Annotated in this window: 20 protein-coding genes; 15 read left to right on the top strand and 5 right to left on the bottom strand. The window is 42.5% G+C overall.

Features of this window, described 5'->3' with window-relative positions; all coding sequences use genetic code 11:
- Positions 1-15: 15 nt before the first annotated feature.
- On the top strand, positions 16-339 hold the full coding sequence (locus ABD894_RS12915) for a nuclear transport factor 2 family protein (protein ID WP_345211458.1): 324 nt from the start codon (positions 16-18) through the stop codon (positions 337-339).
- Between the two features lie 262 nt (positions 340-601).
- On the opposite strand, the gene ABD894_RS12910 is transcribed toward ABD894_RS12915, so the two are convergent.
- Positions 602-988 carry a winged helix-turn-helix transcriptional regulator gene (locus tag ABD894_RS12910; protein ID WP_345211457.1) on the bottom strand — a complete coding sequence of 129 codons (387 nt, stop codon included), beginning with the start codon at positions 986-988 and terminating at the stop codon, positions 602-604.
- A gap of 398 nt (positions 989-1,386) precedes the next feature.
- Here ABD894_RS12910 and ABD894_RS12905 point away from each other — a divergent pair, with 398 nt between their 5' ends.
- The 3 genes from ABD894_RS12905 (at position 1,387) to ABD894_RS12895 (ending at position 4,353) form a co-directional block, all read left to right on the top strand.
- Positions 1,387-1,836, top strand: a complete 450-nt coding sequence (locus ABD894_RS12905) for a sugar transporter (RefSeq protein WP_345211456.1) — start codon at positions 1,387-1,389, stop codon at positions 1,834-1,836.
- 241 nt (positions 1,837-2,077) lie between these two features.
- Complete coding sequence (locus tag ABD894_RS12900; RefSeq protein WP_345211455.1) at positions 2,078-3,418, top strand: glycosyltransferase; 1,341 nt, start codon at positions 2,078-2,080, stop codon at positions 3,416-3,418.
- A gap of 284 nt (positions 3,419-3,702) precedes the next feature.
- Positions 3,703-4,353 carry an isochorismatase family protein gene (locus ABD894_RS12895; protein WP_345211454.1) on the top strand — a complete coding sequence of 217 codons (651 nt, stop codon included), beginning with the start codon at positions 3,703-3,705 and terminating at the stop codon, positions 4,351-4,353.
- A 217-nt stretch (positions 4,354-4,570) separates the two neighbouring features.
- Here ABD894_RS12895 and ABD894_RS12890 read toward each other — a convergent pair whose 3' ends face one another.
- The gene (locus tag ABD894_RS12890; RefSeq protein ID WP_345211453.1) at positions 4,571-5,110 is read right to left on the bottom strand and encodes an isoprenylcysteine carboxylmethyltransferase family protein; all 540 of its coding nucleotides are present in this window, start codon (positions 5,108-5,110) and stop codon (positions 4,571-4,573) included.
- Between the two features lie 238 nt (positions 5,111-5,348).
- On the opposite strand from ABD894_RS12890, the gene ABD894_RS12885 reads away from it, so the two are divergent.
- From ABD894_RS12885 to ABD894_RS12875, 3 genes are all read left to right on the top strand, one after another.
- Positions 5,349-6,698 carry a glycosyltransferase gene (locus ABD894_RS12885; RefSeq protein WP_345211452.1) on the top strand — a complete coding sequence of 450 codons (1,350 nt, stop codon included), beginning with the start codon at positions 5,349-5,351 and terminating at the stop codon, positions 6,696-6,698.
- A 365-nt stretch (positions 6,699-7,063) separates the two neighbouring features.
- Positions 7,064-10,066 carry a ligand-binding sensor domain-containing protein gene (locus ABD894_RS12880; protein ID WP_345211451.1) on the top strand — a complete coding sequence of 1,001 codons (3,003 nt, stop codon included), beginning with the start codon at positions 7,064-7,066 and terminating at the stop codon, positions 10,064-10,066.
- 53 nt (positions 10,067-10,119) lie between these two features.
- Complete coding sequence (locus ABD894_RS12875) at positions 10,120-10,761, top strand: response regulator (protein WP_345211450.1); 642 nt, start codon at positions 10,120-10,122, stop codon at positions 10,759-10,761.
- A 116-nt stretch (positions 10,762-10,877) separates the two neighbouring features.
- Here the strand turns inward: ABD894_RS12875 and ABD894_RS12870 are convergent, their stop codons facing one another.
- Together ABD894_RS12870 and ABD894_RS12865 are read right to left on the bottom strand one after the other, a co-directional pair.
- Positions 10,878-11,642 (bottom strand): DUF5602 domain-containing protein, encoded by a 765-nt coding sequence (locus ABD894_RS12870; RefSeq protein WP_345211449.1) that lies wholly within the window; start codon positions 11,640-11,642, stop codon positions 10,878-10,880.
- 23 nt (positions 11,643-11,665) lie between these two features.
- Positions 11,666-12,442 carry a hypothetical protein gene (locus ABD894_RS12865; RefSeq protein WP_345211448.1) on the bottom strand — a complete coding sequence of 259 codons (777 nt, stop codon included), beginning with the start codon at positions 12,440-12,442 and terminating at the stop codon, positions 11,666-11,668.
- A gap of 595 nt (positions 12,443-13,037) precedes the next feature.
- Here ABD894_RS12865 and ABD894_RS12860 point away from each other — a divergent pair.
- The 3 genes from ABD894_RS12860 to ABD894_RS12850 all read left to right on the top strand — a co-directional run bounded on the left by ABD894_RS12860 (position 13,038) and on the right by ABD894_RS12850 (position 16,042).
- The gene (locus ABD894_RS12860) at positions 13,038-13,625 is read left to right on the top strand and encodes a c-type cytochrome (RefSeq protein WP_345211447.1); all 588 of its coding nucleotides are present in this window, start codon (positions 13,038-13,040) and stop codon (positions 13,623-13,625) included.
- Positions 13,626-13,926: 301 nt separating this feature from the next.
- Entirely contained in the window at positions 13,927-15,324 is a 1,398-nt protein-coding gene (locus tag ABD894_RS12855; RefSeq protein ID WP_345211446.1) for a DUF418 domain-containing protein, read from the top strand.
- Between the two features lie 100 nt (positions 15,325-15,424).
- Positions 15,425-16,042: a hypothetical protein gene (locus ABD894_RS12850; RefSeq protein WP_345211445.1), complete on the top strand. Its 618-nt coding sequence runs from the start codon at positions 15,425-15,427 to the stop codon at positions 16,040-16,042.
- A gap of 528 nt (positions 16,043-16,570) precedes the next feature.
- Here the strand turns inward: ABD894_RS12850 and ABD894_RS12845 are convergent.
- Positions 16,571-16,945, bottom strand: a complete 375-nt coding sequence (locus ABD894_RS12845) for a winged helix-turn-helix transcriptional regulator (protein ID WP_345211444.1) — start codon at positions 16,943-16,945, stop codon at positions 16,571-16,573.
- A 123-nt stretch (positions 16,946-17,068) separates the two neighbouring features.
- On the opposite strand from ABD894_RS12845, the gene ABD894_RS12840 reads away from it, so the two are divergent.
- The 5 genes from ABD894_RS12840 to ABD894_RS12820 all read left to right on the top strand — a co-directional run bounded on the left by ABD894_RS12840 (position 17,069) and on the right by ABD894_RS12820 (position 21,872).
- The gene (locus tag ABD894_RS12840; protein ID WP_345211443.1) at positions 17,069-17,209 is read left to right on the top strand and encodes a hypothetical protein; all 141 of its coding nucleotides are present in this window, start codon (positions 17,069-17,071) and stop codon (positions 17,207-17,209) included.
- 157 nt (positions 17,210-17,366) lie between these two features.
- Complete coding sequence (locus tag ABD894_RS12835; RefSeq protein ID WP_345211442.1) at positions 17,367-18,257, top strand: helix-turn-helix domain-containing protein; 891 nt, start codon at positions 17,367-17,369, stop codon at positions 18,255-18,257.
- Positions 18,258-18,352: 95 nt separating this feature from the next.
- The gene (locus ABD894_RS12830; protein WP_345211441.1) at positions 18,353-19,333 is read left to right on the top strand and encodes a hypothetical protein; all 981 of its coding nucleotides are present in this window, start codon (positions 18,353-18,355) and stop codon (positions 19,331-19,333) included.
- 355 nt (positions 19,334-19,688) lie between these two features.
- Positions 19,689-20,597 (top strand): alpha/beta fold hydrolase, encoded by a 909-nt coding sequence (locus ABD894_RS12825; protein WP_345211434.1) that lies wholly within the window; start codon positions 19,689-19,691, stop codon positions 20,595-20,597.
- A 348-nt stretch (positions 20,598-20,945) separates the two neighbouring features.
- On the top strand, positions 20,946-21,872 hold the full coding sequence (locus ABD894_RS12820; protein WP_345211440.1) for a DMT family transporter: 927 nt from the start codon (positions 20,946-20,948) through the stop codon (positions 21,870-21,872).
- Positions 21,873-21,895: the final 23 nt, after the last annotated feature.

The following is a 21,895-nucleotide window of genomic DNA, read 5'->3' as shown; positions in this document are numbered from 1 at the left end:
TAAATAAAAAAGATCATGGAATTACCACAATTAGTAGCGCGTTTCGTAGAGACGCAAAACACTTATGACAGCCAGGCTTACACAGCGTGTTTCACTGAGACTGCTATCGTTCATGACGAAGGTAGGATCCACACCGGCAAAGAAGAGATACGCCACTGGATCGAGGAGGCGAATGAGAACTATCGGTCTGTCATGAAACCTCTTCAATACGAGGAGTCAGGATTGAACGGAACGCTTACCGCGGAGGTATCCGGTACATTTCCCGGCAGTCCAATAGTGCTGCAGTTCCATTTGGGGCTGAATGATGATCTTATCGATTCATTAAAAGTAACCGGATAATTGTGGCCGAAGGCAGCCTGATAAAGATCATCTGAAAACCGCTTATCTTAGATAAGGCGGTTTTCTTAGTTCTTATTGAAGCTGCCCATGCAGACCGACGTAAACACTGATCAGCATGAAAAACAACATTTTTGACAATAATTTTAAGACTATTGGATTATTGCTTGTTAATAGCAATAACCTGAACGACATCAATTCGGACAGGTATAAAACATATATCAAGGTAATGTACTTTGAGCGCTGTACAACAACTCATGATCTTTTATTTGTCTATATGAGTATTATCTGATGAACCAGATAGGTCGCGTAAAATGACCTCTTTCAATTGGTTTTGGTGCTCTTCCGCCCACTTGCCGATAGAAGATAATACAGGTATCAGTGTTTTTCCAAAATCAGTAAGCGTGTACTCGACTTTAGGGGGCATGACCGGATAGATCGTCCTGATTACCAACTCATGACACTCAAGTTCCCTAAGTTGGATGTTAAGCACCCTGCTATTCGCATCGGGCATCTTCCGTTGAAGTTCGCTCGACCTTTTATTGCCTTGATGGATGAACCACAAGATACGGAACTTCCATTTGCCATACAGCACTTCACCAGCCAGGTCAAGTCCGCAGTTGAGGGAGGGAGGAGTCTTGTTAATGTACATAATTACAAATGTACATGAGCCTCTACATCTGTGCAATAAGGATAAATTTATCCCTGTTTGATTCGTAAATCCGTAATTATGTATTACCTGACGACAGTCGAAATTTGCACAAAATATTAATTGTACAGCGATAATAGCAAGAAAATTTACCCTTCTTAAATAGTCGTTCCGATGTTTTTCTACCTCAATTTCTTTAACCAGTCCACCCAAACCGATGCCCACGCTACGTATCTGATTATAAGATTTGAACTTGACACGGACTAACTTGGTCAGCGTTCCGGAATGAGGGAAATTGAAATTGTAATCATTTTCGTGATTGACACAGTCTCGTTATCCCCATGTTTGGTGATTTCAGTGGTTTATTGCAGTTCATAAGTTTGCCCAAAAAAAACTTTATTATGATCAACAAATTTTTGCTTACCCTATTCGTAATTTTCATTTGTCATCAGGCAGATGCGCAAATCAATGCTCCAGTTAAGTGGTTTTACACATTTGAGAAATCATCCAATGGCGAAGCTGAGTTAATTATTACCGCAAGTGTTGAAAAAGGCTTTCGCATATATTCAACAAAAATGAAAGAGAATGGCCCTCTCAAAACCCGAATAATATTTAGCCCTTCAAAATCTTACGAATTGATGGGAGCCATCATTGAGCCGGAACCAAGTATCATTTATAGTGATATTTTTAAAATGGACTTGCACTACTTTGAAGGTTCTATAATTTTTCGACAAAAAATCAAGCTGAGAGCAAAGAGAGCTTTTATAGAAGGGCATATTGAATGTATTGCAGAAAATGATAAAATATCTATTCTTCCCAATGAAGAGCATTTTCGTATCGATATTCAATAATTCGAAATTATTATAATACTTCCCTGTTTGCAGATCATATCTACGAAGCTTTTAGCGAATATATTGATTCGCAGATAATTGGTAATTTCTTCAAAACGGTTTAATTATATGCTGAGATAAGCTGGTTTATACATCAAAAAACTGCATCAAAAATAGGTGACCTATATCCCATTTTAGGGTATGGGTATTGCCCTGGTAAACTATCAGCTTTGCATTAAAAAATAAATGATACATCGACATTATGAAAAAGAATATAAAAGACCAACTATCCGGAAAAAAGATACTGTTTGCCACCATGTCTGCAGATGGTCATATCAACCCCCTTACAGGCCTGGCCTGTTTCTTACTATCATGGGGCTGTGATGTGCGATGGTACACCTCTGAATTATACCGAAACAAAATTGAAAAATTAGACATTCCTTTTTTTCCTTATAATCATGCACCGGATATTAATGGTACTAATGTTGATAAGGTGTTTCCTGAAAGGAAGACAATTACCGATGTGGGTGCCAAAGCGAACTTTGACATGAAAAATATTTTCGCAGAAATGGCATCAGGAGCATATAAAGATATACAGGAAATCCATGAGTTTTTCCAGTTTGATATTGTAATTGCCGATAGCGCGTTTACTGCAATTCCGCTTATCAGGCATGGATTACAAAAGCCGGTGATTGCCATTGGTATTATCCCACTGGCCGAAGAATCTGTAGATCTGGGGCCCTTCGGTCCCGGATTATGCCCGCCGGCTAACGAAGAACAACGCAATGAATATGCCGGTTTAAGACAGGTGTTCAATAACATAGTTTTTAAAGAGGCTATTGACACCTATTCGGCTATACTTGAAAAACATCATGTGCCGCATCAGAAAACAATGATTTTTGATGCAGTGATAAGACAAGCAAATCTTTACCTGCAAATTGGCACCCCGTCATTCGAATACGAACGTAGTGATATCGGGGAAAATGTTAGGTTTATCGGTTCGCTTTTACCCCAGGTTGCCTCAAATAAAAACACGCCTTGGTTTGATGAAAGGCTGAATGATTACAGCCAGGTTGTATTAGTTACACAGGGTACAGTAGAAAGCGATATTACCAAAATTATTGAACCCACACTGGAAGCTTTTAAAGCGTCGGAGACTTTAGTGATCGCTACCACAGGCGGTAATCAAACGGTCTGTTTAAGAGCGAAGTATCCATACGCCAATCTGATCATAGAAGACTATCTGCCATTTGCTGACGTAATGCCGTATGCCAATGTATATATCACTAATGGTGGTTATAGCGGTACCCTGCTCAGTATCAAAAACAAACTCCCTATAGTTGCTGCAGGTATTTATGAAGGAAAAGCCGAAGTTTGTTCGAGGATAGGTTTTTTCAAATATGGAATCAACCTGAATACTGAAACGCCGACTGCCGTAATGATTAAAGGCGCAGTGGAAGAAGTGACATCGAAAAAAGGTTACAAAAACAATGTAATTCGGCTTTCTTTACAAATGGAAAGATATAACGCTAACAATCTTTGCGCCCGTTATATTATAGGGCTGTTGGATGGTAAGCCAATAGATGAATTAAATTTCGTGTGATAAAAAATTTGCGCCAAGTAAACGTTAAAGATACCCGTAGTATCAAAAAGGGACCCGCAACTGCATGGGTCCCTTTTTGTACTTATAAGCAATTTTATCTCCTCGGCAGAGAGCGGACAGTTTATCAATAGGTAATCTGAATGTCGTTCTGGCTTGTAGAACCAACGTATTGAGCACCTCACTAACCGGAAATGGGGAGCTGATCTGTGTGATTCAGGTATAGAGAGAATTGGTGTTTTTCCGAAAATTTGAGAAAAATATTTTTCATCAAAATCATCAATCAAATGGAATCAGCAAATTTGCTTAACCTGGCGGAACCCGGAGACACCGCCTTTTTATTTATCGACCACCAGATCGGACTGCTTCAGACCGTAACATACGTGTCGCTGACTGAATTGCGCACAAAGATTACTGCGCTGGCCAAAGTTGCACAAATAGTAAGAGCTCCAATAATTATTACCGGTATCGATATTACGGGAGCAAGCGGCCCCATTCTTCCCGAATTAAAAAGGGAATTTCCGCAAGCCACATATATTGAAAGGCAGTTTGAGATCAACGCCTGGAATAACCCTTCGTTTGTGGAAGCAGTGAAACGCACCCGTAAACGTACGCTAGTTATTTCGGGTATATGGACCAGCGTTTGCGTAACCTTTCCTGCACTCTCTGCTCTTGACGCAGGCTACAAGGTATTCGCGGTAGACGATGCCAGCGGCGACATCAGTGCACAGGCGCATGACACCGCAGTAAAACGCTGGCAACAAGCAGGAATTGTTCCGGTAACAGTCAACAGCATCGCTGCTGAAATGCAGCAAACCTGGAATAGGCCGGAAGCTGAGAAATTCAGGAATATCTATGCAGATATTGTCCCCGATTACAAAGCGCTGCTGGGAACCGTTGAAGCTGTACAAGCAGGCAAGCCCGTAAAAGCATATTAAAATAAGAAAGCCGGTGCCAAATATACCCTTCGGCTTTCTTCAATCACATCATCTGAACAAAAATATTTTTATAAAAAACTGCGGGTACGGAAACGGTTTACGGCAATATGAATGGTACGCTTTTCTGAATAAACACTCTTTTCGATCCGTTGGCGGTTTTTAGTGAAAGTTCTGTTAGCCACTTTGTGTTTTAACTACTTTAACACCGTTTTAATGCTTAATAATTATCAAATTCGGTTCGCATAACCTGTTCTTCCTGCCTTATCCGAATGATTAAAGGAATGAGATAAACAGGCAGTCCGATACAAAGCGTATACCACGAATGAAAAATGAGTGCTAAGCCACAGAGTTCGGGAATAATGTTCAGGTAATAATTAGGGTGTTTTACATACCTGAACAGAAAACTTTTATTGATCACATGGTAGGGGCGGGGTGCAACGAGTAGTTTCACTGTCCACAAATGGCCGATCTGAAAGATCACATAATACAGCATCAGGATGGAAAATGTATATGCCGTTAACCCAATGCAGGAAGTAACATCTGCAGGGACAATAGCGATATCACCTTCCATAAAGCAAACCATATAATAGGCAACATGTAATAGCAGCAACATCATTGAATTTTGCCTGCCATATTCCAGTACGCCCAAACGCCTCAATCTGGTTTCGTTCCATGCGGAAATGCATACAGAACATAACCTCATCAGAAGGAATGTTTTTAAGATCAGATGAAAGTTTTTATTAAGTAGTTCTTCCATAGTTTTTCTGCTTTTTACGCTTTAAGGTATTTTTGAACCATACAAAAGTACCCCGCGCTGCTGTGTACCGCAATCACCATTAGCGGTGAAAAATTTGCTTTAACAGGTGATATGGGTTGCAAGCCCTATCACCTTAATTGGTGACGCAAGGCACATTTTAGGTAATTGTTGCCCAACGAACTTGCGCATAGTTTTGCACCAGGCAATCAGGAAATATACCCCCCTGTGCAGGCATGTCATGAATACACATTACCAATACGTTCCTTTAACAGGCAAAAAGATACTGATCGTATCTGTACCTTTTGAAAACCATATCCGGCAGTTATCCGGGTTGGCTGTTTTGTTGAAGAGCCAGGGCGCATCTGTGGGCTGGTATGCTCCTTCGTATTTTTCAGACGTCATCTGTAAGCTGGGGGTGATGCATTTTCCTTACCGTTTGGCAACGGACATGAGCTCAAACAAAATGGATCGGGTTATGCGCGAACGCAAAGAGATCAGCAGCCTGATGCGGCAAATGAACTATGACTTTACTCATGTTTTCGCCGAACCGGCGGCAAATTACTATATGGATCTGAAATATATTCATCGTAACTACGCTTTTGAGTTGGTAATTAGTGATAATCTGTTCAGTGGCGTTCCATTTATCAAAGCAAAAATGAAACTGCCGGTAATTATTGTAGGTATGACACCCCTGTCGCAAAGTTCTGCAGATACTTATCATTTCGGCTACGGCTTGCAACCAGGCAGATCCGCGGGCGGTAAACTGAAACAGTACATCTGGAATTACCTGCTCACACGGTTCACTTTGCGCCGAGCTCAGCAGGTTTATTGTCAGCAATTATATGATCACGGCGTAGCCTACAACGGGCATACAATTCTCGACGTTATTACACGTTACGCCGACGTTTACCTGCAACAAGGAACAGCAGCTTTTGAATATGAGCGTACCGACCTGGGAAAAAATGTCCGGTTTATCGGAAGATTACCCCAAATTGACGATCACACAGAGCTTAACCAGGCTACGGTTAACAAACTGGCTCATTTCCAACAGGTATTGCTCATTTCGGGAGATGTAAGTACAGACAAGTTCAGGGCAGTTATCAACGCTTTTGATCACACCGATACTTTGTTGGTTTTTTGCTGTGATGAAGTTGAACACCAATTTCTTATTACACAGCAACCGCATGCCCGTGATAATGTGATATTCACTTCACGATCAGATATGGCAGCGCTTATGCCTTTTTGTACGGCTTTTTTAACAAACGGTGAATATGAGGGTGTTATGCAGGCTATAGTTAGTGCCCTGCCCATTGTGGCGGCAGGGCTCAGGGAAGGCCGAAACGAAGTCTGCGCCCGGATCAGGCATTTTGGTGTTGGTATCGATCTCCAAACTGAAACGCCTTCTGCAACCAGTATCAGGCGTGCTTTTCGGGCTATGGTCACTGATCCTCGTTATAAGGTAAGAGTTTCGGCACTCTCAGAAAAATTACACAGTATTGAACCTGGTGCGGTCATACTGCAAACCATTTTCGACCTGCTTAACAACCACGGCCCGACTGATGTACCCGCAGCCTCTCTTAATAATTAATTGTATAATAAATACACATATCCAGGTGAAAGTTTTTTTTCGTTTTTTGAGATGGTGCGAACCCGTGTGGGAACAATTATGGCACATCGCTAAGTGGCCATTCTAAATGTTGTTGTTATTCCAGGTTCTATCAGTAATTTGCCTGCCTTTTACAATAATATCCCCAATATTGGGGATATTACCTAACCGTAGCGGGTGATAATGCCATTGCATCGTCTGTGTATTTTTGCAGTATCTTTACATGAAAAACGAGCATGGCCATGGCGCCCTATCAATCATTGGTATCTAACGCAACAAAGATATTATTAGCAACAGTGGGTTTATTTAAAATAAGTTGTTGCCTTTTCGTTTTGTTGCTATATCCTATGATCGGCCTTGCCGGTTCGCCGGCTATTTATTTTAAAAAGATAGGTATAGAGAACGGGCTTTCACATCGCAAAGTCAACTGCATCCTGCAGGATCGACGCGGCTTTCTGTGGTTCGGCACCAACGATGGCCTCAATCGTTATGATGGACGGTACATGGTCAACTATCGTTACCTGCACAATGATAAAACATGCGTTTCCGGTAATATCATCAGCGACCTATATGAAGATACAGAAGGTATACTTTGGATAGCGACACAAGATGGCGGCATAACCCGATATGATTACCGGCTGCCAGCCGCGCGCCAGTTTAAGCAATTCAGGCACAACGTGCATAACCCGGCAGGAATACCCGAGAACGGGATTAACAAGATCACCAGCGACCGCTTTGGTTACCTATGGCTGGGCACAAGCAGTCACTACGCTATCCGCGTCAATAAAAAAACAGAAAAATTTGATTTTCCTGTAAAAAAGGGTACCCGGTGTGCCTATACGCTCGCCATGTCCTTAAATGATACGTTACTGATCGGTCGTGCCGGCGGCGGATTACTCAAGATGAACACGCGCACACTGGTGAGCAAATCTGATCCTCGTTACGAAAACCTGTATGATAAATTACCCCATGTTACCATTACCAGTATGTACCGCGACAAAAGCGGGCTGTTTTGGATGGGTTCATGGGATAAAACAGTATATACCTTAAATCCGCAAAACAACAAGGAAGTAAATTTAGGGCAGAAGTTAAGACAGGCGAATATCCCGCCCGATGACTACATATCTTTTGCCGAGGATAATTACGGGCAGATATGGATGGCCGGCAAAAACACCGGGCTTGCCATTTACAATATGAGGTCGGGCATAGTTTCGCATTACCGGCATGATGAGTTCAAAGAGGGTAGCCTCAGCGATGATCACGTGAACGCGGTTTATCGTGACAGAGACGGTGTGATGTGGGTAGCAACCAATAATGGTATAAGCATGTTCAACCCACTGTTCACCCCGTTTGTGCAGCACCGCCTGCCCAAAGCCGCTGCCGATATCATTATTTACGATTTTCATGAATTGAAGGATGGCAAGCTACTTGTGGGAACCAGTAATGGCATTTATATAAAAGCACCACAATCTGAAAATCTTAAACATTTGCCGCTGAGCTACAAAGGACAGCAACTTGCCGTTACAAAATTTTATATGGATGTTGACAGCAGCCTATATATCGGAACGGATTATACTTTGTTTCGGCTAAATGCCCTTAAAAAAAACGTACAGGTACTTGCCGGTACCGAAAGCGATCCTGTGATGAAGAAACTGATCAGTTCCCGCATCGTTTCCATTATACGCGATACCCTTAACGGGCACCCGGTATTGCTGGTATCACCATACGGCCATTATCTTACCTATTATGATCTGCAGGAAAACAAATGGGTGTCCCGGTCCGACTCTGTCAGGGCTATTGTGAAAAAGTATAATATAAAAGATAACCTGATCCGAAAACTTGTGCGGGATAAACGAGGCGATATGTTGCTGGCTACCTATAAAACCGGCATGGGTATTTGGGCAAAGGGGCGGCAACCGATACATTATTTAGTTAACGATATCGAAAACAAATATTCGCTTAGCAGTAACGATGTGTTCGATATTCAGGAAGATTATTCAGGCAACTTATGGATCAGTACTTTTGGTGGCGGGGTGAATTATTTCAGCCGTAACAAGCAAAAGTTCTACCACCTCACAGAGTCCAGTAACCTTACAGAGGGCATGCGGTTGGATAGCAAAGGCAACCTGTGGATGCTGTGTAATGGGCATGTGCATAAATACGACCCATTAAGCCACGTTTACAGTTGTTACGACGTACCTGAGCTGCAGCCAACAGGTGGCTTATCGGGATATCTGTTTAAAGATCATTATGGAACATTATACGCTGCGGGTATCAATTATTTTGTAACCTTTCGCCCGGAAAGCATCTCGAAGATCAAACATGACCCGCCTATCTACTTTACCGATTTTAAGATTTACGATCGTTCTTTGAATGAATATCTCTACAATAAAGAAATAAAACTTACTTATTTACAAAACCAGATCACCATTGATTATGCTGCGCCCGAATATAGCGGCGACAACCTGCAATATGCTTATATGCTTGAAGGTTTTGATAAGGACTGGATAGTTGCCGGGAAACGTAATTCGGCAGAGTATGCCAACTTGAAAGGAGGCACCTATAAATTTAAAGTGCGGGCCACCAACTGGAAGGGTACCTTTACGGACAGGCAGTCCGAGATCACTATCGTCATCACGCCACCGTTCTGGCAACGAACCTGGTTTTATATCTTGTCAATACTATTGATATGCGGTATTGTTTACCTGGTTTACCGATACCGTATTAATAGTATATTGCAACAGCAGGCCATCAGGAATGGCATTGCGCAGGATCTTCATGATCAGGTTGGCGCTACCCTCAGCAGTATTTCGGTGTACAGTGAAGTAGCCCGCAAATACCAGGAGAACGGACAGGAAAGCCAGCTAAGCCAGGTGTTGGGTACAATCAGCTTTACCGCAAATGAAATGGTATCTGAAATGGCCGATATTGTATGGGCGATCAATCCGAAAAATGATCATCTGGAAAGTGTGTTTAACCGGATACGCCGTTACGCCGAGCCGTTGTGCGCGGCAAAAGAGATCAATTTTGTATTGAAATATACACCAGGTGTAGCCTCGGGTAACATTGGTATGCATACCCGTAAAAATCTTTTCCTGATTACGAAAGAAGCGATCAATAATGCTGTTAAACATTCGGGATGCAGCAATTTGATTGTGAGTATTAACGGGAATAATGAACTGGTGGAACTGGTGATCAGGGACGACGGAATAGGGTTTAATATTGATGATAGCCGTAATGCAGGTAACGGATTGAACAACATTACAAGCAGAGCGGAAGAAATGAAGGCAACCATTGAATATAAAACAGAACCCGGCATGGGTACTTACATCAGAATCTGCTTTAAATAAGCGGCAAGTCTAAGAAATTAAACACACATAAAACTCCATTAAAACCAATCATTATGAGCATTAAAGTAGCCATATTTGACGATAACAAGAATATCAGGAACAGCATTATCCTTTTGCTGAACACCGATCCGGAATTTGAGTTGGTAGGTACTTTTGCCGATGCCAAGAACTGTGTTGAAAACGTACTTTCCTGCCGGCCCGACGTGGTTTTGATGGACATAGAAATGCCCGGAATTAACGGCATAGAGGCGGTAGCGTTGTTGAAACGGGAAGCGCCGAATGTATCGGTGATCATTCAGACGGTTTTTGAAGATGAAGACAGGATCTTTGACTCACTTAAAGCCGGCGCATCGGGTTACATCCTGAAAACCTGCCTCAAAGAACTGGGTAACGCCATAAAAGAAACACAGGCAGGCGGCTCGCCCATGACACCATGGGTAGCACGGAAGGTATTGAACATGATCTACCAATCCAAAGAAACCAAACGCCAGCCGGTAACCGAGTATAACCTCACCGTGAAAGAGAAAGAGGTACTGACGCATATTGTGAATGGCCTGAGTTATAAAATGATCGCTGCGGAAATGACCATCAGCTACGAGACGGTGAGAAGCCATGTTAAAAAGATATACGAAAAACTGCATGTGGCATCGCTTACCGAAGTGGTAGCCAAAGCAATTAACCAGCATATAGTTTGAAGAAGCCGGGAATCGCCTACAACCCCCAACCGCAATAGTTACAGTTTTAATTAGCCCAAAAAAACAAATGCCGGCTTTCACCGGCATTTGCTAACTATTAACTGATCTTAAATAAATTACTGCCTTGCAGTAAGCTCATTGAGGGAAACGGTGTATTGTCTACGATCTTTTTCCCAAAGTATTGAATAGGTTTGTGGGTATTTGCCGGGCTGCTGCACCTTAGCCTGTTGGGTAATGGGCTGCGTTTTGTTCGGTTTTGTTTTCAGGTAATTCAACGCGATCATTGGCTCAATGAAGATGAATTTCCCATTGTATGAACCATAGATCAAGGTCGATTCGAAATGATGCCCATGAAATTCACTCGCCGTGGTATCGGCCCAATGTTTACCCATTTTAGGCTCATTGGCACCAGGTACGTAATGCTTTGGAATATACTCCGGTGCCGGCAAAATGTCGATCTTGGGATCGGTAAGCGTGATGGCATTTTTTTCTTGCTCGGTGATCATATAAAAGTGCACATCAAAATGTGGAACAGTATACACCGAATCGGGCTGATGTCCTCTTACCGAAAAATCGAATGATATATGATTGACCAACGATTGATGACCATTAGGCATTGGCAGCACAAAAGCTGTATTTTGAGTGGGCAGGCCTTCCAGTGCATCTTCGCCGAAAGTAAAACCTACCTGTTTTGGTGAGCCATCGGCATTTTTAATAACAAATGAACGGGCTTTGCCTTTGCCTACCTGCACATAGGTGCCATAACTGATGTCAGGCGCTGCTGCCTTATCATCTTTTTTATTGCAGGCAGTTAGTATCAGCGCTGTGCACAGGCAAACCAGCGGTATGCGGTAAGCTATATTTCTTTTTATTGTTTTCACTTTAAATGTATTATGTGCTGAAATTAATAAGCTTTAGGTTCGTCGTAGATCAGGTCGTCGATCACTACCACATCTTGGGTTGCCCCGTCGGTAACGCCGGTCTTTAAGGCAGTATTTCCGGAGGTGATCTTTACACGCGTGATTTTGCTTTTGTGGAAATGAATACCTACGAATGAGTATTTCTTATCTGATGGGGTGGCGGTTGCTTTACCGATCAGTTTGTTGCCCTCGTAAGCTTCAACAATAGTCGCCTGTGCGTTATCAACATCTAAGAATACGATACCGAAAGAACTTATATAAGCGTCTTTCGCCTGCCCGGCCAACTGAAATTTGATTTCAGAAATATTTGTGCCGGATGGACTAAAGGTTTTGGCTTTACTGAATGCCTTAAACTGGGTTGCGAATGCCGGGTCAATGTCGGCAAAGTTGTTGTCGCTCACCCGTAACGTGGCGTTGGCGGGTATGTAAAGTAAACCTCTTTTTCTGCCTGCGGCAGCGGCGGGGTCAATTGTATTAAAAAAATCTGCAGGGAAAGTGTTGGTGTTGGTTACTTCGGCAGGAACAGCATCCCAGTTGATCTCTCTTCTGCCCTTTGTAGCACCAGGCGTGGTGTTAACCGGGCTACCTGCGTGTTCCCTGAAGGCATTCAGCTTAGTAATTATCGTTGCCGAATCACCCGCAGCTTGTGTAATTTCAAGATCTTCTTCAGGTGTTGTTACCGGTGTTTGGTTGTCGTCCTTATCGCAGCCGGCTAATAAGCCCATCATCACGATCATCGCGGTTTGTTTGAAAATTTTCATATAAGTATTATTAAAATTATCTGGCAAATGTGGCCAGCCTGCGTGGTTTCAACAATCACCTAAATAAGGAATATGTTCACCCGATTTGGTAGTAACAGGATCTGAAACATAGTTCCCGGACGCCTAATGGAGACATCGCCAATTTCGCCTGTTAACTGATTAAACAATTCTATATCAGTCTTTTTGGCAGGAATGCCATCTTCCAGTTACCGGGAAAGACTACCGTACGAATCACACCCGCAAAACCGGAGGGGCAAAAGCGGGTCATTGACACGTCAATAACGTACTCTGTTTCTGCAAATTGGTAATGAATATGCGGCGGTGTTTGCGCTTACGGCTGTGCTAAACCTTCTATAAGATCATATAATTCACCGGTATTTTCCCCGGCCGTAAAAATGTCGGCGGCATTGCAAAATCAGCCTATTCCCGAAAACAGTTAGGCTCTGCCTGAAAATGATTTTTTGATATCATCTGTTAGTTATAAAGACACTCCCCCCTTTTAGGTTAGTGATATACAAAATCAGGGGATTGCCTGCCCGTACTATCGCTGGCTAATTTTGTGCTGCTCTCAAAAAACAAAGAGTAATATATAATTATGAAAAAAATATGCTATTTATTTATACCCGTTGTGGCTATAGTTATTACCACGGTATTTTCCTGTGGCCGTTCGGCCGGTGGCAATAAGCAAATTGAAATAATAAGGGCTTCGAACAATAGCCTGATCAAAAAAGGGGCCTATCTGGTGATGATCTCTGGCTGTAACGATTGCCATTCACCAAAGCGTATGGACCCGAGAGGACCGGAAATTGATACGCTCTCCATGTTATCGGGTTACCAGGCGCAGCGGCCGATACCTGATTTCCCTGAAGAGCTGATCAAAACAGGCGCGGTGGTAGTTAACAACGACCTGACGGCTGCTATGGGACCCTGGGGTACGTCATTCGCAGCTAACCTCACCTCGGATGAGACAGGTATCGGCAACTGGACAGAAGAGCAATTTAAAAACGCCCTTACGCATGGGTGGTTTAAAGGACTGAAAAATACCCGGCCGATAATGCCGCCTATGCCTTGGCAAAATTTTAAAAATATGAAAGACGAAGATATCAAAGCGATATTCGCTTATTTGAAATCCACCAAACCGGTTAAAAATATTGTTCCGGCTTTTATCCCGGCAAAAATATAACAGCTTTTAGCCCGGATTGAATGAGCCCGATCATGGATTGGCTGTAAACACAGGTTTACCAGATATGGCTCAACATCAACATGATGATAGCCTGCTTTCAGCTGCTTCATAAACCCTTCAATGTCGCTCCAGCGTGGGTGGCAGTATATGCAGGTAAAATAGCTTGACGAAAAAGTGTTCGGGTTTTCCTGAAATCAAGCGACCTGCCTGTTGCAATGCGTATAGTACCGATATCCTCACTTTAGGGGATATGTGCTCATAGGCGATAACTATAATTTTGCCGCATTACTTAAAAAATATCATGTATACCGAAAAAAATGCTTCAACTGAATCAAATGGCGCTTCTGCCTTTTTAATAGAACAGGAAATAAATACCAATCCGATAAGTGTAATTGATGGCCCGGCTGATCCCGGCAAACGTGTAATAACTCTTGATATACTCAGAGGAATAGCAGTGTTGAGCATACTGTTACTCAATATATATCCATTTGCCTCCCCATCGCTCTTGTTTGATGTGCCTGTGGGGATACCTAAGCAGGCTTTTACGGGCTCGCACGCTATATTGGATCATTGTATAGTTTGGTTAACGTGGTTTTTTGCAGAAGGGAAGATGCGCAGTCTTTTTTCTATTTTATTTGGCGCCGGAGTTATTATGATAACTGAACGTTACGAAAAGGGTGGCAAATTATCTAAAGCGGCAAGCATTTTTTATCGTCGAAATATATGGCTGCTGGTTATTGGCTTATGTCATGGGGTACTGCTATTCCCCGGCGATATATTGGTTGATTATTCAATATTGGCTATGCTGGTGCTATTTTTTTTAAGGAAGATACCAGCTCGCTACCTGCTCACCATCGGAACTATAGTTTGGGTAGTGCTCGGTACAGCAGGTATATTAAATGCCTTTGGTATAAGTAATGATACCCTGAAGGCAGAAACAGAGTTTCAGTCGGCAATAAAGGCCGGTTCGCATGCAAATAAAGCACAAAAAATTTTGTTGGAAAAGGCAGTTAAGGCGGCGGAGGCAGCCACATCAGGAGTAAAGCAACAGGTTGAAGCGGACCACGTTGGGTATTGGGATAGTTTCGCCGATAGGGCGAATAGCGAAATTGGATTTTTGATGTTTAAAAGCAGCGGCTTGTTTATTTCCTATCTCGGTGCGATGATCTTCGGGATGGGGTTATATAAATCAGGTTTCCTTACCAATCAAAAGTCTGTATCTAAATATTCTTGGGTGATGATTGGGGGATATGCAATAACGTTTCTCTTAACGGGTATTGGCTTGTGGGAACTTCAGCATTCCGGCTATTCTGCATTAGTGTTTGCTAAATGGTTGTGGATACCTTATTGTATTCAAGTATTCGCAGGTACTTTGGCAAATCTCTCACTGATTTTGTTATTACTCAGGATCAATTTACTGAAAAGGCTATTTATGCCGTTCGCAAACGTAGGTAGAATGGCTTTGACTAATTATATACTCACCAGTTTAATATGTGGCTGGGTATTCTCCTGGGGGCCGTTCAAGTTCTACGGAAAATTGGAGTTTTACCAATGGTATTGTGTGGTAGGGTGTGTTTGGTTCATTAATTTAATATTTAGCTGGATTTGGCTAAGGTATTTTCGCTTTGGGCCGGTTGAGTGGATATGGAGGTGTCTTACTTATTGGAAACTACAGCCATTACGTAATAGCACTGTTTAACCCTCTTTTTACAAGCAAACGCCTTAACCCAATAGGTGATTGAACAGAACTGCCGGCACACTCATTTTTGCCGGTGAAAATTGGCTCAACAAAACACGATATGAATGATATAGTAATTGACACGGGCATAAGGGCAAAACACCGGGAAATGATAAAGGTAGCCGCAATTGACCTGGTGAAAGAGATGGGTATTAATCAATTAACACTCTCGCTGCTTTCTAAAAAAGCAGGCGTACCGGCAAACACAACTAAAGGGCTCTTCGTTAACGAACAGGAGGTTCTTCTTGGCAGCTGTATTCAATGCTTCGCAAAAATGACGGCAATTTTATTCCGGTCAAACCTGCGCGACAGCACGCTAAATCAGGGGCTGCAATCGGTTTGGTTGAATTACCAGCTGTTTTCGAACAGGTATGCGAAAGAAGCAACCTTTATTCAACAGTTTCTGCGTGACCCTTCTGCACTATATGGTACGGGTAGCCGGGCTAATCTCCGCAAGCTGCTTCAGCCCTTTATAGGCTATTTAAGTTATCAAAAGCGACATCCTGTTTCTGATGTTCAGGCATTGATGATCATCACTCTTTTGGGGAACAACGCAGGTAATGGAGAGATAGCGCTTATGGAAGACGGTGGCTATTCGTCGCGACAGGTGTTTTTTACCAGCTTACTACCTAAAATTGAGAAGATATTAGAGCTTCCAATTTATGATTTGGCATGTTAACTTAGCCCGCTTTTGATGGCTCTATATGTTATGTGTGGTATAGTTAATAGATATTTACGACAAGCGTCTGCGAAAAACTCAGAAACCAGGGGAGCATTTTGAATGCGGTTCTACGATAAAACTAACATGTTTTTTGCATTGGTGCCCTGTATTTATCAGCTTTAATTGATTCTTGATTTATTAATATTGATTACGTTATGTAACCGGTATCGCTGCCTTTAAGTATTGCTGGTAAATGAACCCGTTCCCCATTGTTTATACTGTTGATTTGATTTTATTAGGATGCCGAACTAACTCAATATGGACTAAAATATTAGGCGATCTATAAAATCGAAAAAAAATAACATGTTGTTATACAGTGAGTTGGTAAAGGTGATCGATCAGCTAATTTTTTTTTAATTTTTTGCTAATCTCTGTTGTTTTCTTTACTGCTTAGTAATTAATTAAAATTAAAAGCATAGCAAAAACAATAATTTTTAACATGGTGTATTGCTCCTTAATTTATTCGATTCGTCAGGCTGTTCGCAATTAAGGGTTTACGGCGTTAGGCGATAACTGCTTTATAATTACTCTTCTGAGCCGATCCTGATGTTCGTCGCCCCAAAGGCCGATCGAATGGATCAGCGGAATAAGGGTTTTGCCGAATTCTGTAAGGTTATATTCCACCTTTGGAGGCATTACCGGGTATATTTTCTTGGTAACCAGTTCATGGTCTTCGAGCTCTTTTAACTGAACGTTCAAAACCCGCCTTGTAACATCCGGGATCTTACGTTGCAGTTCGCTCGGCCGCTTGTTACCCTCATGGATGAACCACATTATCCGGATCTTCCATTTGCCGTAGAGTACCTCACCGACAAGGTCAAGTCCGCAATTAAGGTAGGGTGTAGTTTTTTTTTCGTACATGAGTACAAATATACACCCACATTAATAAGTGAGCAATAGGGATAAATTTATCCCTGTTTGATTCGTAAGCCCGTACTTGTTAGGTACTTGCCTACTGTCGAAATTTGTACAAAACAAATAAGCATGGAACACGAATTTGAATTTTACAAAGAGTTATCCGGGAAGATCGCCCTGGTAACCGGCGGTACGAAAGGGGCCGGCAAAGCGATAACGCATCACAGGATAAGATTTCCGGAAACGGACCGAAACCCTTCAGTTGATTGAAGACTTAGATGGCGTAATATTTCAACCGGGAATTAACCGTGCTCTCATAGCACTTACTTGCGGAACGATTTCAAACCGTAAATAAGTTAACAAATTGACAATAGTATTAAATTATTAACCGGCATAATGCCTTCGGGCAGCTTTTAAAAACAGGATTATGATGAACAATATATTTGATGCCAGCCTGAAAACAATAGGATTAGTACATGTAAACGGCGATAGCCTGAACGTCATCAATTCTGACGCTTACAAGTCATATATCAAAATCATGTATCTGCCTAAGGGGTGTAAAATTAAGGTTGATTTTACTGTTTATCATACGGATGGTGCTGCGCTCTTTTTTATCAGCCCTAACCAGGTGCTTAGTATAGAGGATGTATGTACTGAAGCTGGTTATTTTATATTTTATAATCGTGATTTTTATTGCATCCAGATACATGATGACGAAGTAGCCTGTGACGGCTTGCTGTTTAATAATATCAACAATATGCCCATGACCGCTGTGCCTGAGCCGGATGCCGCATTTATCAATCATCTTTTTATGCATATTGAAAGTGAGTTCAGGCTTAAAGATTCATCACAGGAGGAAATGCTCCGTACTTACCTGAAGCAACTGCTGATCAAATCAACCCAGTTATGGAAACAACAACATCTGGACGGTGTACTTACTGATCAAAATAACGACCCCGACTCCTTCAGACGATTTACGCAATTGGTAGATGCGCATTATAAAAAGAAACATACGGTAGCTGACTATGCTGATCTTTTATTAATCGCACCTAAAACACTTACCCACCGTTTTAAACGGATGAACCTGCCTCAGCCAAACGAGGTTATTAAAAACCGTATTATTCTGGAAGCGAAACGACTTTTGGTACATACTGCCATGAGCGCGAAAGAAATTGCTTATGAATTGGGTTATGACGACCCGGCATATTTCAGCCGTTTATTTTTCATCAAAACCGGAGATTCGCCATCGGGATTCAGGTCTAAGTATCTCGGGCAAAGTACTGCTGTAGCTGCTCCCCAAATTATGATGGAAGCGTAATTAACGCCTAACACGCTCAGCCGCTTTATCCGGGAGGAAGGGCATCCATTTTCAATCATTAGTTTTCAAAATTTTTGACAGTTATTATTTATCTTATGAAATTTTCCCAGACCATTTTATTCTCAGGTCTTTTTACCATCCTTTCATTAACCGCTTCGGAAAGTAATGCGCAGCATAAAAAGACCGACGCGAAATTGCAAGCAGTTCAGAAACAATATGGCCTCGATCCCAACACCCCATTGCTTTCGCGGATCGCCGTGACCCCTGACGATGTTATCATTAAATTCAGGGAAGCCGGTATGTCGCCTACGGAGCATCAGCTAACCAAAGAAGAGACGAAGGTGATCTCTAAGGCTATTGCCGCTCTGCCACCTTTACATCAGCGGGTATTAAGGCAACACTTAAAAAGTATCAGTTTTCTCGATAATATGCCTAACACCGCGTTAACATCTCCCGTTACAAAAGATGAAGGTGTTAATCTCTACCATATTACCTTTCGGGCAGGTATCCTTCATCAAACTATTTCTGAATGGGTTACGGAAAAAGAGCGAACGTGTTATACGGCGGGCGACTCATCGGTATCTGTATCCATACAGGCAGGTATGCTGAGTGCAATTACCTATGTGATGTTACATGAAGGCACGCATGTTGTGGATGGCTCACTTCAACTTCTTGCAATCGATACTATAGGCGGTAAGCCTCAACCTAATAAATTTACTGCTGATTTTTCCAGGGGGATATGGAAGAATATTGGCATCCATGACTGGCATTTTAAGGATTCACTGATGGTAAAGAGTCGTTTCCGGCCGGGCGGACGCCGTTTTCTGACCGGGGAAGCGGTCCGGGTTTATGAGGGGCTTAGTCAAACGCCATTCATGTCACTTTACGGCACAGCCAGCTGGCATGAGGACCTCGCTGAATTGCTTACAGTTTATCATCTGAATCAGATGTTTAAGCAGCCCTTCCGTTTTGTGGTCGTTAAAAATGGGAAGGAAGTTTTTAGCTATGAACCTATGAAATCAGCCTTGCTTCAGCGACGTTTATGGTTGTTAAAATATTTTTATTCAAAAGCGTAATATAAATGTGTGTAAAAGACGAAATCGTGGATTTTACACACATCATTTTCGACTTTTTCAACTGAACGCCACCTTGAAAGGATTGAATATTCCATTGTCATTATTTTGAATGAACCACAAAAATAAGCATCTGATTGCCGGAGGAAATAACCAAAAACGGGGACATGGAATATAGAAGCGGTCAGGCCACCGGATGCGGCGGGCAGACCGTTATTTCGGTCATCCGGGAAAAATCTGCAAGACACTCCGCTATTTGTCCATTCCCCGGCGCCTGTTTTCTGGTCACCTTTGTACTGTTAACCAATAGCAATATAAAACATAACATAAATCAAAAACTTAATCAAACACCAAAACAATGAAAGCACTTATCTCAACCATCAGCCTTTTAGCCGCGCTAACCTTCAACCAAACCGTTAACGCCCAGGCGAAAAGAACGCCCGCCTCAGCCGGGCGCGCAGAGTACATCGAAGTAGAGAAAAACGTTAAACTGCATGTAACGGACCTTGGCGAAGGAAAGCCTGTTGTGCTGATTCACGGCTGGCCGTTAAACGATGCTATGTACGAGTATCAGTACCAGTATCTGGTTAATAAAGGGTTCCGGGTGATCGGTATCTCACTAAGAGGTTTCGGAAAATCAGACAGGCCTTACGGGAAGTATAACTTTGATGTTTTTTCTGATGACATTAAAGTAGTACTGGAGAAACTGAACATAGAAAATGCGGTACTGGGCGGTTTTTCAATGGGTGGCGCAGTGGTAACGCATTATGTTACCAAGTATAACGGCGCGCATGTAAGCAAACTGGCTTTATTTGCCGCAGCTGCCCCATCATGGAAACAACGCGAAGGTTTTCCGTATGGTGCAACGGATGAGGCCGCGGCAGGCTTGATTAAAACGACAGAAACCAACAGGCAGCAACTTATAGCAGATTTCGGCAAAGGCTTTGGTGCAACAGAAACCAGCCTGTCGGCAGAACAATCACAGTGGCTTGCCGGTATCAACCTTGATGCGTCACCTTATGCCACTACCCAATCAATCACCGCACTGCGTGACCTTGACCTGCGCCCGGTATTGTCAAAGATCAAGATTCCGGTAGCGATATTCCACGGTACAAAAGACAAGCTGTGTGACTTTGTATTTGCCGAGGAACTGCATAAAGGCATTAAAAACTCCTACATCGTAAAGTTTGAAAACAGCGGCCATGCACTGTTCCTGGAGGAAATGGATAAGTTCAATACTGAACTGGAAAAATTCGCAAAATCATAAAGGTTCATAATCACCTGCAGGCTTACAAAGCTCTGCAGGTGATTACCTTGCTATGCGAGAAGTTAAATGTAGCGCCGAAAACGTTCACATATACAAATTAAAGGGCTCAATTTTCCGCAGCCAAACGAAGTTATCAAGAACCGCATCATCCTGAAAGCCCAACGCTTCCTGGTAGATACAGAAGTGACAACCAGGGAAATTGCCTATGAATTAGGATATGAAGATCCGGCCTGTTTCAGCCGCTTATTCTTTATCAAAAACAAATCATTCTTCCTCGGGCTTCAGGCTCAATAACACGATGCCTGGTAAAGGGCAGCGACAGTCATTAAGAAATTTATAAGTATTATCATGCAATTAAGCAAAAAACGAGCTATCTTTTTGGGGCTGGCGGCTTCGCTGCTTTTTTCGATAACGTTTATCCTCAACCGGTTGATGTCTTTACATGGCGGTGGCTGGATTTGGAGTGCATCGTTACGGTTTTATTGGATGCTTCCTTTCTTTCTTATCATTGTCGCCTGTCAGAGAGGGCTAAAGGGATTGTTGGCAGAGATCAAAAAAGATTTTGGTGCCTGGCTGGTTTGGAGCACAATAGGATTTGGCTTTTTTTATGCGCCACTAACTTTCGCCGCTGCATATACACCTTCCTGGTTATTGGCCAGCACCTGGCAGGTCACCATTATTGCGGGAATAATTCTGGCACCTTTTATTAATAGGAACGCATCCGGTATACAACATGATTTTCGTTCGTCTGTAATTTTTTCAGGAATAATTCTTTTAGGGATCATCATTATGCAGGTAAGACACGCGCAAATAATACCTGCCGAAAATATTTTAAAAGGCGTAACGCCTGTAATAATAGCTGCTTTTGCTTATCCGCTTGGAAACAGGAAGATGATGCAGCTTACCAATGGCAGGTTAAACGTTTATCAGCGTGTGTTGGGCATGATTTTGTGTAGCATGCCGTTTTGGTTCATACTCAATATTTATGAAATAGTGGTAGCCCGAAGCACACCGTCAGTTGATCAATATCTCCAGACGCTTGTTGTGGCCGTCTTTTCCGGCGTATTGGCAACGATCTTATTCTTCTCTGCTACTGATAAAGCACGTGCTGACGAAAAGCAGCTGGCGGCAGTAGAAGCCACACAATCAACAGAGGTACTGTTTGCTCTTATTGGCGAGGTTGTCATCCTCGGCAGTGCGCTGCCTGATGCCTATGGCGTAGCCGGTATAGCACTGGTTATGCTTGGTATGACGCTTCATAGCTTAAAGAGTTAGCCCGGCAAACCTACAGTTAATGA

Source organism: Mucilaginibacter gynuensis (assembly GCF_039541195.1).
GTDB lineage: Bacteria > Bacteroidota > Bacteroidia > Sphingobacteriales > Sphingobacteriaceae > Mucilaginibacter > Mucilaginibacter gynuensis.
The sequence above is the reverse complement of the archived record's forward strand: the minus strand, read 5'-3'. Positions and strand labels throughout refer to the sequence as shown.

Coding starts and splice junctions, on each gene's coding strand:
- ABD894_RS12915 (WP_345211458.1), top strand. CDS start 16: ATGGAATTACCACAATTAGTAGCGCGTTTCGTAGAGACGCAAAACACT.
- ABD894_RS12910 (WP_345211457.1), bottom strand. CDS start 988: ATGTACATTAACAAGACTCCTCCCTCCCTCAACTGCGGACTTGACCTG.
- ABD894_RS12905 (WP_345211456.1), top strand. CDS start 1,387: ATGATCAACAAATTTTTGCTTACCCTATTCGTAATTTTCATTTGTCAT.
- ABD894_RS12900 (WP_345211455.1), top strand. CDS start 2,078: ATGAAAAAGAATATAAAAGACCAACTATCCGGAAAAAAGATACTGTTT.
- ABD894_RS12895 (WP_345211454.1), top strand. CDS start 3,703: ATGGAATCAGCAAATTTGCTTAACCTGGCGGAACCCGGAGACACCGCC.
- ABD894_RS12890 (WP_345211453.1), bottom strand. CDS start 5,110: ATGGAAGAACTACTTAATAAAAACTTTCATCTGATCTTAAAAACATTC.
- ABD894_RS12885 (WP_345211452.1), top strand. CDS start 5,349: ATGAATACACATTACCAATACGTTCCTTTAACAGGCAAAAAGATACTG.
- ABD894_RS12880 (WP_345211451.1), top strand. CDS start 7,064: ATGATCGGCCTTGCCGGTTCGCCGGCTATTTATTTTAAAAAGATAGGT.
- ABD894_RS12875 (WP_345211450.1), top strand. CDS start 10,120: ATGAGCATTAAAGTAGCCATATTTGACGATAACAAGAATATCAGGAAC.
- ABD894_RS12865 (WP_345211448.1), bottom strand. CDS start 12,442: ATGAAAATTTTCAAACAAACCGCGATGATCGTGATGATGGGCTTATTA.
- ABD894_RS12860 (WP_345211447.1), top strand. CDS start 13,038: ATGAAAAAAATATGCTATTTATTTATACCCGTTGTGGCTATAGTTATT.
- ABD894_RS12855 (WP_345211446.1), top strand. CDS start 13,927: ATGTATACCGAAAAAAATGCTTCAACTGAATCAAATGGCGCTTCTGCC.
- ABD894_RS12850 (WP_345211445.1), top strand. CDS start 15,425: ATGAATGATATAGTAATTGACACGGGCATAAGGGCAAAACACCGGGAA.
- ABD894_RS12845 (WP_345211444.1), bottom strand. CDS start 16,945: ATGTACGAAAAAAAAACTACACCCTACCTTAATTGCGGACTTGACCTT.
- ABD894_RS12840 (WP_345211443.1), top strand. CDS start 17,069: ATGGAACACGAATTTGAATTTTACAAAGAGTTATCCGGGAAGATCGCC.
- ABD894_RS12835 (WP_345211442.1), top strand. CDS start 17,367: ATGATGAACAATATATTTGATGCCAGCCTGAAAACAATAGGATTAGTA.
- ABD894_RS12830 (WP_345211441.1), top strand. CDS start 18,353: ATGAAATTTTCCCAGACCATTTTATTCTCAGGTCTTTTTACCATCCTT.
- ABD894_RS12825 (WP_345211434.1), top strand. CDS start 19,689: ATGAAAGCACTTATCTCAACCATCAGCCTTTTAGCCGCGCTAACCTTC.
- ABD894_RS12820 (WP_345211440.1), top strand. CDS start 20,946: ATGCAATTAAGCAAAAAACGAGCTATCTTTTTGGGGCTGGCGGCTTCG.